The organism is Agromyces sp. Marseille-P2726, from assembly GCF_902809835.1.
Classification (GTDB): Bacteria; Actinomycetota; Actinomycetes; order Actinomycetales; family Microbacteriaceae; genus Agromyces.
This window is the reverse complement of sequence record NZ_CADDWM010000004.1, coordinates 102,969-115,909: the sequence shown is the minus strand read 5'-3', so window position 1 is coordinate 115,909 and position 12,941 is coordinate 102,969. Positions and strand designations below refer to the sequence as shown.

Here is a 12,941-nt window from a genome sequence, read left to right as displayed (position 1 = left end):
CCCCTGAACCCTGGGCGCGCGTACGCCATCGCTGACGTCAGGACCTTCGCCCCAACGGATCCGGCGCCGGCGGCTTACCGTGCGTGCCATGGGAGCGGTGCGTCGTACGCACCGCACCGGGGAGGGGTGAGACCGATGAAAGTACTGGTGGCCTACGCGAGCAAGTACGGCGCCACCGAGGGGATCGCGCAGCGCATCGGTGAGGCCCTGCGTCAGCGCGGGCTGGATGTCGACATCGTCAACTGCGCGGACTCGCCCGAGGCATCGGGCTACGACGCCTATGTCATCGGCGCGGCCGTCTACGAGGGCAGCTGGCGGAAGGATGCCAGGAAGTTCGTCGAGCAGAACGCCGACGTGCTCGCCGCGAGACCGGTCTGGCTGTTCAGCAGCGGGCCGGTCGGCACGGAGAAGGTCGACAAGGACGGCAAGGACGTGCTGAAGGGGGCCGAGCCGAAGCAGTTCGGCGAGTACGCGGAGTTGCTCCACCCACGCGGCACCCAGGTGTTCTTCGGCGCGTATCACCACGACAAGATCCGCGGTGGCGACCGGATCATCACGTGGATGCCGGTGGTGCGCGACCTGCTGCCGGAGGGCGACTTCCGCGAGTGGGACGTCATCGAAGGGTGGGCGAACTCCGTCGCCGATGACCTCGTGGCGGCTCGCACCTGACGGCAGGCTCCGACGGAAGCCGCCAGCCGCCGACCTGCCGCTTACTCGGCGGCGATGACGAGCTCGTCGAGCGGCTTCCGGCGTCGCGGCGCGACCTCGCGCTCGCGGAGGGCCTCCGGGAGCGAGTCGGCGTTGCCGAGCACGCCGATCGCGATGATCGAGACCACCTCGAGGGTCTCGGGCAGTTCGAAGGCCGCGGCGATCTTCGCGGCGTCGAACCCGCCCATCTGGTGGGTGTGCAGGCCCTCGTGCTGCGCCTGCACGGTGAGGTGCGCCACCGCCTGCCCGAGGTCGTAGCGTGCCCAGGGGCGCGGGCGGCCCTCGGCGTCGGCGGACTCGGCGATGTTCACGATGAGCACGGCGGCCGAGTCGGCCCATGTCTGGTTGTGGCCCCTGAGCGCATCGTGCACCGTGGTGAACGCCGCGGTGCCCCGTCGGGCGACAATGAAGCGCCACGGCTGCGAGTTGCTTGCCGACGGCGCCCAGCGCGCAGCCTCGAGCAGGGTGCGGAGCACCTCGGTCGAAACCTCAGCGGCCGGATCGTAGGCGCGCGGACTCCAGCGCTCGACGAGTTGCGTGATGAGCGGAGCCGTGGTGTCGGCTCGGCGTGAGCTGAGGTCGGTGACGATGGTCAAGGGCGCCGCTTTCGTGGGAAGGGGTGGTCCGGGCAGCGTCGCCCGCTCCATTACAACGCATGGAACCTGAGGGTATTCCGGATGCCGCAGGGCACCGGTCATCGCAGCGCGAGGCCGTGCCGGGCTCGATCGTTCCCTCCGAGTCGGCCCGGCACTCGGGCACTCCGGCACTCCGGCACCGACTTCTTCAGACGGAAGGTCCCGCCGAAGCATCTCGCCCTCTGGGGCGAAAGCTCCTCGCGGATTCCGGTCCGCCCTACGGGCGCGCCAGCTCGTCGCGGATCCCCGCCACGAACGAGTCGATGTCGGCCTCGCTCGTGTCGAACGAGCACATCCAGCGCACCTCGCCGCGTGCGGCATCCCAGTCGTAGAACCGGAACCCTCGGGCGCGCAGGCGGTCGGCGACCCCGAGCGGCAGGATCGCAAAGACGCCGTTCGACTGGGTCGCCTGCGTGAACCCCAGTCCGGGCAGCTCGCCGGCGGCGATGCCGGCGTCGAGCGCATCGCGGAGTCGCCGCGCCATGGCGTTCGCGTGCGACGCGCTGCGCAGCCACAGGTCGCCCTCGAGCAACGCGATGAGCTGCGCCGACACGAACCGCATCTTCGAGGCGAGCTGCATGTTGAGCTTGCGCAGGTACTTCAGGCCCTCGGATGCCTCGGGGTTCAGCACCACGATCGCCTCGGCGCCGAGCGCGCCGTTCTTGGTGCCCCCGAAGCTCAGCACGTCGACGCCGGCATCGCGCGTGAAGGCGCGCAGCGGCAGGTCGAGCGACGCCGCTGCGTTGGCGAGCCGGGCGCCGTCGACGTGCAGCTTCATGCCCCGCTCGTGCACGTGGTCGGCGATCGCGCGGATCTCGTCGACCGAGTACGCGGTGCCCAACTCGGAGGTCTGCGTGATCGAGACCACGAGCGGCTGCGCCCGGTGCTCGTCGCCCCAGCCCCATGCCTCGCGGTCGATGAGCTCGGGCGTGAGCTTGCCGTCGGCCGTCTGCACGGTGAGGAGCTTGATACCGGCCACGCGTTCGGGTGCGCCGCCCTCGTCGGAGTTGATGTGCGCCGTCGACGCGCTGATGACCGCTCCCCAGCGGGGCAGCATCGACTGCAGGCCCGTCACGTTCGCGCCCGTGCCGTTGAACACCGGGAACACCTCGACACCCTCGCCGAAGTGGTGCGCGAACACCTGCTGCAACCGCTCGGTGTAGACATCCTCGCCGTAGGCGACCTGGTGGCCGCCGTTGGCGGTGGTGATCGCGGCAAGCACCTCAGGGTGAACGCCGGAGTAGTTGTCGGAGGCGAAGCCGCGAACGGCGGTGTCGTGGAGCTGATCGGTCACCGGACCATCCTGCCATTGCGCGGCCCAGCTGGGCCGCGGTGGTCGAGTAGCGCCCGGCGCAGCCGGGCCCGGTGGTCGAGTAGCGCCCGGCGCAGCCGGGCCCGGTGGTCGAGTAGCGCCCGGCGCAGCCGGACGCGTATCGAGACCCGAGGGGAGGATCTCGATACGCGTCGCCTGCGGCGTCGCTACTCGACCACCGAGACGCGTCGCTACTCGATCACCGGGCGGCGGCGCCACTCGATCAGCTGTGCCTCACCCGTGCAGCGCCTCCTGAAGACGCACGCGCGGGCCGGTCTTCAGCAGCGAGTTGCGGTAGATGCGCTCGCCGACGAGCACCGCGGCCGCCGCGGTCGCCACGAGGATGACGAGCGACAGGATCGGCTCCCACCAGGCGGCGGTGCCGAGGAAGACCCGCATCGGCATCCCGACCGGCGCCGAGAACGGCACGTAGCTCATGATCACGAGCACGACCGGGTTGTCGTTGAAGAAGATCACGAGGAAGTACGGGATCATCACGAGCATCGTCACGGGCGTCGTGACCGAGCCGATGTCCTCGGAACGCGACACCATCGCCGACGTCGCCGCGAAGAGGGCAGCGAGCATCACGAAGCCGATCGCGAAGAACACGACGAACCAGACGACGGATGCCCCGAGCCCGCCGAGCAGCACCCGCTGACCCGTGAGCAGCAGCCCGAGGATCGCGAGCACCGCGATCGCGATGATCTGCCCGAAGGCCATGACGCTGTTGCCGATCACCTTTCCGGTGAGCAGTGCTCGGGCCGAGACGGTCGACAGCAGGATCTCGACGACGCGGGTCTGCTTCTCCTCGACGACCGACTGGGCGATCGTCGTGCCGAAGGTCAGGGCCGACATGAAGAACACGATCCCGAAGCCGAATGCGACGAGGTAGGCCAGGCCGGGATCGGTCGCGGCGGGCTCGAGCACCTCGACGCCGGGGGCAACCGACAGTGCCCGCACGACCGCCGTCGGTGGCGAGTCGAGCCCGATCACGGTGATGCCGAGGGGATCGGATGCCGCCGGCACGACCACGGCCTCGACCTCGCCGTCGCGCAGCATCTGCTCCGCCTCCGCCCGGTCGGATGCCGCCACGCCGTCGAGTTCCTCGTTCCCGTCGACGACCGACGACGCACCGGCGACGACGGCGACCTTCGGCGGCTCGTTCTGGCCGCCGAAGATGCTGCCGAGCACGACGCTGGCGAGTACGGCGAGCATGAGCACGCCGGTCGACCAGAGGAACGCCTTGCTGCGGAACCGCATGGTGATCTCGCGCCCGGCGATGAGGGCGACGCTGTCGAGGAAGCGCGGGGTCCCCCGCTCTGCTGGCTGAGGAGCGCGCGAAGCACGCGTCTCGAAACCGCTCGAACCGCTCATCGTACGACCTCCTTGAAGATCTGGGCGAGCGTCGTGTGCTCGCGCGTGAAGCTGACGACCTCGCCGCGCGCGAGCGCCTCGGCGAGCACGGCCTGCCTCGCGGCATCCGATGCAGCCTCGAAGGTCGCCCAGCCGCCGTCGAACTCGATGACCTCGATTCCGGGGGCCTCGCGCAGCCAGCCGGCGTCGCCCGACATGAGCAGCTCCCATCGATCCGACCCGTGCTGCGTGCGCAGCGCATCCCGTTCGCCCGCGGCCCGGATGCGTCCGTCGGCGATGATCACGAGGTCGTCGCAGAGGCGTTCCACGATGTCGAGCTGGTGCGACGAGAAGAGCACGGGGGCACCGGATGCCGCGAACTCCGCCAGCACGCCCTGCACCGTCTCGACGGCCATCGGGTCGAGGCCCGAGAACGGCTCGTCGAGCACGAGCACCTCGGGCCGGTGCACGAGCGCCGCGGCGATCTGGGCGCGCTGCTGGTTGCCGAGCGAGAGCGACTCGATCGTGTCGTTCACGCGCTCGCCGAGCCCGAGCCGCTCGAGCAGCTCGAGCGCGTTGCGCCTCGCGGCGGCGGTCGACCACCCGTGCAGCCGCGCGAGGTACACGGTCTGCTCGAGCACGCGCATCTTCGGATAGAGGCCCCGCTCTTCGGGCATGTAGCCGAAGCGGCGGCGGTCGGGCTCAGTCACGGCCGAGCCGTCGAGCGTGACGGTGCCGGCGTCGGCGGCGAGCACGCCGAGGATGATGCGCATCGTGGTCGTCTTGCCGGCGCCGTTGCCGCCCACGAATCCCGTGAGGCGGCCGTCGCCCACGGTGAAGCCGACACCGTCGAGGGCGACGCGTTCGCCGTAGCGCTTGGTGATTCCGTCGAGTTCGAGCATGGTGTCACGCTACGGATGCCGCGGCGGGGCGGCATCCGTCTCGTGGCGGGTTTTCCTCGTCCGCCGTCCGAATGAGCGGTGTCGGATGTCGGTGGTCCTCGTTATCGTCGCCTGCGTGACCGAGGAGCAGAACCGGTCCGAAGGACCAGGGGCGACCACCGTTTCGCCGCCCGAAGGCGGCATGCGCACCTTCGTGCACGTGCTCGTCAACACGATGCTCGCGAACGTCACGACGAGCTTCCTCTGGTTCGCGCTGACGTTCTGGGTGTACCTCGAGACCCGCTCGGTGCTCGCGACCGGCGTCATCGGCGGCGCCTACATGCTGCTCATCGCCGCGTTCGGCATCGTCTTCGGCACGATCGTCGATCGGCACAAGAAGTACCGGGTGATGATGCTCGCCACCGTGGTCACGTTCGCCGCGTTCGTCGCCGCAGGGGTGCTGTACCTCACCCAGCCCGAATCCGCGCTCGTCGACCTCGGAGGCCCGTGGTTCTGGCTGTTCGCCGGAGTGATCCTGTTCGGGTCGGTCGTCGAGCACATGCAGAATATCGCACTCTCGACGACGGTCACGCTCCTGGTGCCGGTGGAGCGGCACGCGAACGCGAACGGCATGGTCGGCACCGTACAGGGCCTGGCCTTCATCGTGACGAGCGTGTTCAGCGGACTCGCGATCGGGCTCCTCGGCATGGGCCTGACGCTCGCGATCGCCATCGCGGCCACCCTGGTCGCACTCGTGCACCTGCTCTTCATCCGCATCCCCGAGGAGCAGCCGGTCGCCGAGGGCGGGGGTCGGCCCGCGGTCGACCTCCGCGGCAGCATCGCCGCGGTCCGGGCGGCGCCCGGGCTCTTCGCCCTCATCCTCTTTTCGACCCTCAACAACCTGATCGGTGGCGTCTACATCGCGCTCATGGACCCGTACGGTCTGACGCTCTTCGCGGTGGAGGCCTGGGGTGTCGTCTTCGCGGTCGCATCCACGGGGTTCATCCTCGGCGGCATCGTGATCGCGAAGTGGGGACTCGGGAGCAATCCGATCCGCACGATGCTGCTCGTCGTCGTCGGCATGGGGCTGCTCGGAGCGCTCTTCACGATCCGCGAGTGGTGGCTGCTCTACGCGGGCGGCATCTGGCTCTACATGCTGCTCATCCCCGCGGTCGAGGCGTCGGAGCAGACCGTCATCCAGAAGGTGGTGCCGTTCCGCCGTCAGGGGCGGGTCTTCGGGTTGGCGCAGGCGTTCGAGGCCGCGGCGGCGCCCATCACGGCATTCCTCATCGCGCCGATCGCCGAGTTCTGGGTCATCCCGTACCTGGATTCGTCGAGCGGAGAGGCGACGTGGGGTTGGCTCGTCGGCGAGGGCGACGCTCGCGGTATCGCCCTGATCTTCTTCTTCAGCGGGCTGGTGCTCGTCGCGCTCGCCCTGCTCGCGTTCCGCACCCGGTCGTACCGGTTGCTGTCGAAGCAGTTCATGCAGGGCGCGCCGGCACCCGCCGCGGAAGAGGTCTCAGTCGTCGAGTAGCGCGCGGCCGCTCAACGGCGCTCGCGCCGAGTGTGCTCGATCCGCCGACTCCGAGGGGCGCAACGCGAGCGCGAGCGGCGTATCGGGCACACTCGACGAGGGACCATCAGCTGACGGCTCCCGCGAGCTGCTCGGCCAGCATGTCGAACGCGGAGTCCCACCCGTCGTACACGTTGTCGTCACCCGGCTGTCCGGCGTGACCGAGCAGGTGGAACCGCATCTCGGTGCGGCCCTCGGGCAGCTCGCGAAGGTCGACGGTGATGACCGGCGCCTCGTCGTCGGGATCGCCGGGCGACGCCCACGTGAAGACCAGCCGCTCGGGTGGACTGAGCTCGCGGTAGACGCCGACCGTCGGGTACTCCTGGCCGTCGGCCGGATTCACCATGGTGTATGCGTATCGGCCCCCGACTCGGACGTCGAAGGCGATGCTCCCCGGCTTGATCTCGATGCCGCGCGGATGCCACCATGCGGAGGCCTCGCCCTCCGACGTCCAGGCCTCCCACACGGCGTCGCGGGGCGCGTCGAACACGCGCGTGATGGTGAACTGGCGCTGGCTCGTGGCGGTGTGCTCATTCATCGGTTCTCTCCTTCATGCTGCGGAGGTGCTCGTCGAGCAGATCGAAGCGCTCGTTCCACTCGGCTCGGTGGCGTTCCACCCAGGCGGATGCCTCGTCGAGCGGCTCGGTGCGCAGGGTGCACCGGCGCCACTGGGCATCGGCGGTGCGCTCGATGAGCCCGGCTCGCTCGAGCACCTTCAGGTGCTGCGAGATGGCGGGTCGGCTCATCGCGAACGGCTCTGCCAGCTCCCCGACGGTCGTCGGCCCGCCGCGGAGGCGCGAGATGATCGCGCGCCGCGTCGGATCGGCGAGCGCCTGGAACACGACGCTGAGCTCATCGTTCTGCCCGGCCACGTAAGCAACTCCTTAATTAATCATTTGCTTACTTTAGGCTTGTGCGCGGCTGGCGTCAAGCCTCGATCGGGAAATGCCGTGCCGGTGTTGAAGTTCCCGCACGAGCAAGGCGGGCCCGCGGTTTCGGCGAGCCGCCGCATCCGGAATGATCGGAACATGGCAGACCCGGTACGGAACATCCAGGCGGCGCTCGACTCGTTCGCCGAGCCGTGGTCGCCGCGCCGCCTCGCGAGCGTGAACGACTACGACGTGAAGCTGTTCAAGGCCCAGGGCGAGTTCACCTGGCACACGCACCCCGACACCGACGAGCTGTTCCTCGTGGTCTCGGGCCGGCTCGTGATCCAGCTGCGCGACGCGGACGGCGGCGACGTCGAGCTGGGGCCGGGCGACGTCTTCGTGGTGCCGCGCGGTGTGGAGCACTGTCCGCGTGCCGACGGCGAGGTGTCGGCCATGCTCATCGAGCCCCAGGGCACGGTGAACACGGGCGACACGCCGAGCGCGCGCACGGCGGAGCTGCGCGAGCTCGAGGAGTGAGCCGGGCGCGGCGGACACGAGAGCGGGCGCCCGACCACTTGGTCGAACGCCCCGCTTCGCATACGCCCGGTGCTCAGCCCTGGCCGTGCTTGCCGTAGGGGTTGAGCAGCGCCTCCTCGGTGCCGGGAACGATGCCCTCCTCGGTGGCCGTCGGATGCCCCTCGTCGGGCGGGAACGATTCCGTCATCGACATCGGCATGGCGCCGTTGCGGTAGAGGTTGTTCGAGCCCGTCGAAGGCTTCCAGGTGTTGGCGTCCCAGTCGGGCACGTAGTTGCGGTAGCCACCCGTGTTCACCTCGATGCGCAGCCCGCTCGGATCCCGGAAGTAGAGGAACGACTGCTCGCCGATGCCGTGGATCGACGGACCGTACTCGATGTGCACGCCGTTCTCCATGAGGACGTCGGCCGCGACGAGGAGCTCCTCGCGCGTGTCGATCCAGAACGCGTAGTGGTTGATGCGGCCGGGACGCGACGAGCTGTCGAGTACGACGCCGAGGTCGTGCGACTTCTCATTCGTCGTGATGACGGCGAAAACCGTGACGGGCGCCTCGTCGAGCTCGGTGTATGCCATGATGCGGAAGCCGAGGACGTCGTGATGCCACTTCGCGAAGGCCTTCACGTCGGATGCCGCGATCGTGACGTGATCGAGGAACCGCGGCGCACCAGCGACGCTGGACCGCTTCTCGGGGCGATCGGGGAAGATCGAGGCGTGCTCATCGGTGGCGTGGTACTGCTCGACGTCCCACGCCAGGCGGATGGTGTGTCCCCAGGGGCCGGTGAAGACGTATGAGCGGCCGCGGCCCGGACCCGATTCCGACCACTCGCCCGTCACGCCCGCCGCCTCGACGCGGCGTGCCGCCTCCTCGAGGGCCTCGGGACTCGTGGTGCGCCAGCCGATCTCGACGAGGGCCGGCTCAGGGCCCTCGGAGATCACGACGCTGTGGTGCGTGTAGTCGCCCCACGAGCGGAGGTACGCCTTGCCGCCTTCGCGACCGACCTCGCGGAGGCCGAGTCGTTCCTGATAGAACGCGACGGAGGCCTCGACGTCGGGCGCGGCGATCTCCACGTGGGACAGGTGTGAGAGGAGGGTGATCATCGTCGATCCTTCGTGACGGTGGCGGCCTCGGGCCGCGGGGATGGGGCGTGCCGGTGCGGCACTGCATCCACTCTGCGTGAGCGGTGAGCATCAGGGAAGCTGAAAGTGATGATGGTGCGAATCGATGTCGTTGATGCAAATCAATCTGCGATCAGTGTGCCGCCGTCGATGACGATGTTCTGTCCGGTCACGAATGCGCCGGCCGCTGAGGCGAGCCAGACCACCGCACCGGCGACCTCTTCCGGGCGGCCGAACCGCCCCAGGGGCGTGCGGCTGCGTCGAATCGTCCCGATCTCGGGGTCGTCGGTGATCGGCCGGGCGAAGTCGGTCTCGATCACGCCCGGGGAGATGGCATTCGCCCGGATGCCGCTCGCCCCCCACTGCACGGCGAGGTTCCGCACGAGCTGAGCATTTGCGGCCTTCGTGATGCCGTACCCCGAGAGGACTCGGTTCCCGCGCAGGCCGGCGAGACTCGACACGACGAGGAATGCGCCGCCGCCGGTTTCGGCGATCACCGGCAGAGCGACATTCGCGAGCTGCGTCACCGACCTCACGTGTAGGGCGAACATGCGATCGAGCGCGTCGATGCTCGTCGTGCCCGGTTCGTCGAGCGCGGTGCCGGCGTTGGCCAGGACGGTGTCGAGGCGTCCCCATCGGTCGACGGCGGCGCCGACGATTGCCTCGGATGCGCCAGTCTCCGTCACGTCGGCAGCCAGCCCCGCGACGGTCAATCCGCGCTCGCGCAGTGTGGCCGCCGCGGCATCCGGATCACTCTCGACCAGGCCGACCAAGAGCACCCGAGCTCCGGCGGCGGCAAGCGCTTCGACCGCCGCAAGACCGATGCCCGAGGAACCGCCAGTGACGATCGCGACCTGCCCGGCGCACGAGAACAGGTGGGCAGGCACGAAGGCCGAGCGCGCGTCGTCGTGCCGTGTCATCCGCTTCTCCTCGATCGCCTGCCGACAGCGTAGGGACGCGTGCTCGATCAGGTCATCGTCATTCCTGATGCGTGGCATCACGCAGACTCGGTTGCGCGACGATGGGAAGCCGGGACGTCGGCAGGGCCGGGACGTTCGCACGGAAGGGAGCACCGATGCACACGCTCGAACGTCGGAGCTACGTGGTGACCGGCGCCGCGTCGGGGATCGGCGCCGCCACCGTCGATGCACTCGCGGCCGCCGACGCCCGGGTCATCGCCGCTGACATCGCCTGGGATGACCTCGCGTCGAGTCGGGATGGCATCGAGCACGTCATGCTCGATGTCGCGGACCCCGCTGCCTGGCTGCAGTTCCGCCAGCGCCTCGCCCACGCCGGCCCCGACGCCACCCTCATCGACGGCCTCGTCAACGCCGCCGGCATCACGCGACGCGCACACCTCGACGACGTCACCGCCGACGACTTCGAGCAGGCCTTCGCGGTCAACTCGGTCGGGCCGGCCCTCGGGATCCAGGCGCTGGCACCACTCATGCGCAAGGGCGGGGCCATCGTGAACGTCGGGTCCGCCGCGGGGACCATGGCCCACTACGGCATCGCCTACGGCGCGAGCAAGTGGGCACTTCGCGGCATCACGAAGACCGCCGCGATGGAGCTCGGGTCCCGCGGCATACGGGTCAATCTCGTGAGCCCCGGGTTCATCGAGACCGCCATGACGCGCAGCGCCCCTGAGGCGTTCCGCGAGGTGAACCTCGACGCGACCCTGCTCGGTCGTACCGGCGAGCCCGATGAGGTGGCACGCGTCATCGTGCACCTGCTGTCGCCGGAGGCCTCGTATGTCACGGGAACCGAGATCGCCGTCGACGGCGGCCTCACCGGTCATGGCGGCGGCCTGCCCATCGCGCGATCCATGGGCTCTGGGCATCCATAGGACTGATGGAGTCCATCATCGATCTGGCCTTCACTGATACCGATCGACGCGCTTGACTGGGTGGTGCGCACTCAACGACGCGCGCCCGAATGGAGTTCACGTGACATCGTCGTCCGACGGCCTGGCCGCACCGTTCGCCCTCGTCCGCTTCCGCACGGGCGACGGATCGGACGCGCGGCTGGGTCTCGTCGCGGGCGACCGGGTTCGCCCGATCGGCCCCGACGAGCTCCGTGCACCCGATCTCAACGCGTTCCTCGCCGAGGCGCCCGAGTCGTGGGATCGCCTCCACACGGTTGCAGAGCAGGCGGACGCCACGTGGCATCCGCTCGCTGACGTCACCCTCACGGCACCGGTCACGCCTCGTCAGGTGCTGCAGACCGGGGCGAACTACCGCACGCACGTGATCGATCTCGTGGCAGCAGGCCGTGCGAAGAACGACCCGCGGCCGATCGAGGAGCTCCGCGAATGGGCGGCGGACATGATGGACCGCCGGGCGCGCGAGGGCATCCCGTACTTCTTCATCGGGCTGCCCGCCGCGGTTGTCGGCGACGACGTCGACCTGATGCTGCCCTCCTATAGCGACCAGCACGACTGGGAGCTCGAGCTCGCCATCGTCATCGGCCGCGAGGCGTTCCGTGTCGACCGCGAGCACGCCATGGAGCACGTCGCCGGATACACGATCGTGAACGACATCACGACGCGCGACCTGGTCTTCCGGGAGGACATGAAGGAGATCGGCACCGACTGGTACCGGGGCAAGAACGCGCCGGGCTTCCTGCCGACCGGACCGTTCCTCGTTCCGGCGTCGTTCGTCGCGAACCCGGGCGGCCTGCACCTCGAGCTCACCCTCAACGGTGAGACGATGCAGGATGCCACGACCTCCGACCTGCTCTTCGACCTCCCGGCGCTCATCGCCGGTGCCTCGCAGAACATGCCACTCCTTCCGGGAGACCTGCTGCTCACCGGAAGCCCGGCCGGCAACGGCATCGTCCACGGACGGATGCTCCGGGACGGCGACGTGATGGTCGGCGCGATCGAGGGCCTCGGCGCCCAGACCGTGCGCGCTGTGGCCGACCGTTCGACGAGCTCAGGGACGGGATCGTGACCGCCCCGACCGAAGACCCTGCAGAGCTCGACCGCACCGACCCCGCACGCCACGTCGCCGAGGCCGCCGAGGCGTACCGCAACTGGGGCCGTTGGGGCGACGACGACCGCCTCGGCACGCTCAACTTCATCGGCGACGCCGAGCGTGCCCGCGCCGCAACCCTCGTGCGCCGGGGGGCGAGCTTCTCGCTCTCGCAGCCCTTCGACATGAACGGCCCGCAACAGGGCTGGCGCCGCCGCACGAATCCGGTGCACACCATGCTCGACACGGGCACGGATGCCGCGGCCGGCACCCAGGGCTTCCCTCACGGCATCGGCGGGGCCGACGACGTCATCGCCATGCCGCTGCAGTGCTCCACCCAGTGGGACGGCCTCGGCCACATCTTCGACCGGGGCATGGCCTGGAACGGGCGACCGGCCGGGTCGGTCGTCACGAGCGAGGGCGACCTCGTCACGGGCATCGAGCACGCGGCATCCGCCATCATCGGCAGGGGCGTGCTGCTCGACGTTGGCCGGTTCCTGCGGCCCGAGGGAGCCGAGTTGCCCGACGGCTATGCCATCACGATCGAGGACCTGGAGGCGTGCATTGCGGCGCAGGGCGCGACGAGCGACGTCGGCCGCGGAGACCTCGTGCTCGTTCGCACGGGCCGCTACGCCCGAGCACTCCGCGAGGGCTGGAACGGCTATGCCGGGGGGCCGAGCGCCGGACTCTCGTTCACCACAGCCGGCTGGCTGCACCGCACCGAGATCGCGGCGATCGCGACCGATACGTGGGGCTTCGAGGTGCGACCGAACGAATTCGACGACGCCTTCCAGCCGCTGCATCAGGTCGTCATCCCGAACATGGGTCTCACGATCGGTGAGATGTGGGATCTCGAGGCGCTCGCCGCCGACTGTGCCGTCGATGGTGTCTACGAGTTCCTCCTCGTCGCACCGCCCCTGCCCATCACCGGCGCCGTTGGCTCCCCCGTCAACCCGATCGCACTCAAGTAGACCCGAATCTGCACAA

14 protein-coding genes are annotated in these 12,941 nt (G+C 69.4%); 6 read left to right on the top strand and 8 right to left on the bottom strand.

The window, feature by feature from the left end:
• Positions 1 to 135 precede the first annotated feature (135 nt).
• Positions 136 to 669, top strand: coding sequence for a flavodoxin domain-containing protein (locus tag HUS56_RS01635; protein WP_173921666.1), 534 nt, complete (start codon positions 136 to 138; stop codon positions 667 to 669).
• A gap of 41 nt (positions 670 to 710) precedes the next feature.
• Here the strand turns inward: HUS56_RS01635 and HUS56_RS01630 are convergent, their stop codons facing one another.
• The 4 genes from HUS56_RS01630 to HUS56_RS01615 form a co-directional block, all read right to left on the bottom strand.
• Positions 711 to 1,298 (bottom strand): nitroreductase family protein, encoded by a 588-nt coding sequence (locus HUS56_RS01630; RefSeq protein WP_371808285.1) that lies wholly within the window; start codon positions 1,296 to 1,298, stop codon positions 711 to 713.
• A 262-nt stretch (positions 1,299 to 1,560) separates the two neighbouring features.
• Positions 1,561 to 2,637, bottom strand: coding sequence for a low specificity L-threonine aldolase (locus tag HUS56_RS01625; RefSeq protein WP_173921664.1), 1,077 nt, complete (start codon positions 2,635 to 2,637; stop codon positions 1,561 to 1,563).
• A 252-nt stretch (positions 2,638 to 2,889) separates the two neighbouring features.
• Entirely contained in the window at positions 2,890 to 4,029 is a 1,140-nt protein-coding gene (locus HUS56_RS01620) for an ABC transporter permease (protein WP_173921663.1), read from the bottom strand.
• Entirely contained in the window at positions 4,026 to 4,910 is an 885-nt protein-coding gene (locus HUS56_RS01615; protein ID WP_173921662.1) for an ABC transporter ATP-binding protein, read from the bottom strand. The genes HUS56_RS01620 and HUS56_RS01615 overlap by 4 nt, the downstream gene beginning before the upstream one ends.
• Positions 4,911 to 5,091: 181 nt before the next feature.
• Between HUS56_RS01615 and HUS56_RS01610 the strand changes: the two genes are divergently transcribed.
• Complete coding sequence (locus HUS56_RS01610) at positions 5,092 to 6,423, top strand: MFS transporter (protein ID WP_173921680.1); 1,332 nt, start codon at positions 5,092 to 5,094, stop codon at positions 6,421 to 6,423.
• A gap of 106 nt (positions 6,424 to 6,529) precedes the next feature.
• Here HUS56_RS01610 and HUS56_RS01605 read toward each other — a convergent pair whose 3' ends face one another.
• Positions 6,530 to 7,000, bottom strand: a complete 471-nt coding sequence (locus HUS56_RS01605; RefSeq protein WP_173921661.1) for an SRPBCC domain-containing protein — start codon at positions 6,998 to 7,000, stop codon at positions 6,530 to 6,532.
• Positions 6,993 to 7,334, bottom strand: coding sequence for a helix-turn-helix transcriptional regulator (locus HUS56_RS01600; RefSeq protein WP_173921660.1), 342 nt, complete (start codon positions 7,332 to 7,334; stop codon positions 6,993 to 6,995). The genes HUS56_RS01605 and HUS56_RS01600 overlap by 8 nt, the downstream gene beginning before the upstream one ends.
• Before the next feature lie 156 nt (positions 7,335 to 7,490).
• Between HUS56_RS01600 and HUS56_RS01595 the strand changes: the two genes are divergently transcribed.
• Positions 7,491 to 7,868, top strand: coding sequence for a cupin domain-containing protein (locus HUS56_RS01595; RefSeq protein ID WP_173921659.1), 378 nt, complete (start codon positions 7,491 to 7,493; stop codon positions 7,866 to 7,868).
• Positions 7,869 to 7,941: 73 nt separating this feature from the next.
• On the opposite strand, the gene HUS56_RS01590 is transcribed toward HUS56_RS01595, so the two are convergent.
• Together HUS56_RS01590 and HUS56_RS01585 are read right to left on the bottom strand one after the other, a co-directional pair.
• A complete protein-coding gene (locus HUS56_RS01590; RefSeq protein ID WP_173921658.1) occupies positions 7,942 to 8,964 on the bottom strand; it encodes a VOC family protein in 1,023 nt (340 codons plus the stop codon).
• Positions 8,965 to 9,104: 140 nt separating this feature from the next.
• Complete coding sequence (locus tag HUS56_RS01585) at positions 9,105 to 9,902, bottom strand: SDR family NAD(P)-dependent oxidoreductase (RefSeq protein ID WP_173921657.1); 798 nt, start codon at positions 9,900 to 9,902, stop codon at positions 9,105 to 9,107.
• A gap of 155 nt (positions 9,903 to 10,057) precedes the next feature.
• On the opposite strand from HUS56_RS01585, the gene HUS56_RS01580 reads away from it, so the two are divergent.
• The 3 genes from HUS56_RS01580 (at position 10,058) to HUS56_RS01570 (ending at position 12,925) form a co-directional block, all read left to right on the top strand.
• Positions 10,058 to 10,828, top strand: coding sequence for an SDR family NAD(P)-dependent oxidoreductase (locus tag HUS56_RS01580; protein ID WP_173921656.1), 771 nt, complete (start codon positions 10,058 to 10,060; stop codon positions 10,826 to 10,828).
• A gap of 100 nt (positions 10,829 to 10,928) precedes the next feature.
• Positions 10,929 to 11,933: a fumarylacetoacetate hydrolase family protein gene (locus HUS56_RS01575; RefSeq protein ID WP_173921655.1), complete on the top strand. Its 1,005-nt coding sequence runs from the start codon at positions 10,929 to 10,931 to the stop codon at positions 11,931 to 11,933.
• Complete coding sequence (locus HUS56_RS01570) at positions 11,930 to 12,925, top strand: cyclase family protein (protein ID WP_173921654.1); 996 nt, start codon at positions 11,930 to 11,932, stop codon at positions 12,923 to 12,925. The genes HUS56_RS01575 and HUS56_RS01570 overlap by 4 nt, the downstream gene beginning before the upstream one ends.
• Positions 12,926 to 12,941 lie beyond the last annotated feature (16 nt).

What these genes read in the sequence shown, in the direction of transcription:
- HUS56_RS01620 (WP_173921663.1), bottom strand. Translation starts at nt 4,029, where the DNA reads ATGAGCGGTTCGAGCGGTTTCGAGACGCGTGCTTCGCGCGCTCCTCAG.
- HUS56_RS01585 (WP_173921657.1), bottom strand. Translation starts at nt 9,902, where the DNA reads ATGACACGGCACGACGACGCGCGCTCGGCCTTCGTGCCTGCCCACCTG.
- HUS56_RS01590 (WP_173921658.1), bottom strand. Translation starts at nt 8,964, where the DNA reads ATGATCACCCTCCTCTCACACCTGTCCCACGTGGAGATCGCCGCGCCC.
- HUS56_RS01615 (WP_173921662.1), bottom strand. Translation starts at nt 4,910, where the DNA reads ATGCTCGAACTCGACGGAATCACCAAGCGCTACGGCGAACGCGTCGCC.
- HUS56_RS01610 (WP_173921680.1), top strand. Translation starts at nt 5,092, where the DNA reads ATGCGCACCTTCGTGCACGTGCTCGTCAACACGATGCTCGCGAACGTC.
- HUS56_RS01605 (WP_173921661.1), bottom strand. Translation starts at nt 7,000, where the DNA reads ATGAATGAGCACACCGCCACGAGCCAGCGCCAGTTCACCATCACGCGC.
- HUS56_RS01595 (WP_173921659.1), top strand. Translation starts at nt 7,491, where the DNA reads ATGGCAGACCCGGTACGGAACATCCAGGCGGCGCTCGACTCGTTCGCC.
- HUS56_RS01580 (WP_173921656.1), top strand. Translation starts at nt 10,058, where the DNA reads ATGCACACGCTCGAACGTCGGAGCTACGTGGTGACCGGCGCCGCGTCG.
- HUS56_RS01635 (WP_173921666.1), top strand. Translation starts at nt 136, where the DNA reads ATGAAAGTACTGGTGGCCTACGCGAGCAAGTACGGCGCCACCGAGGGG.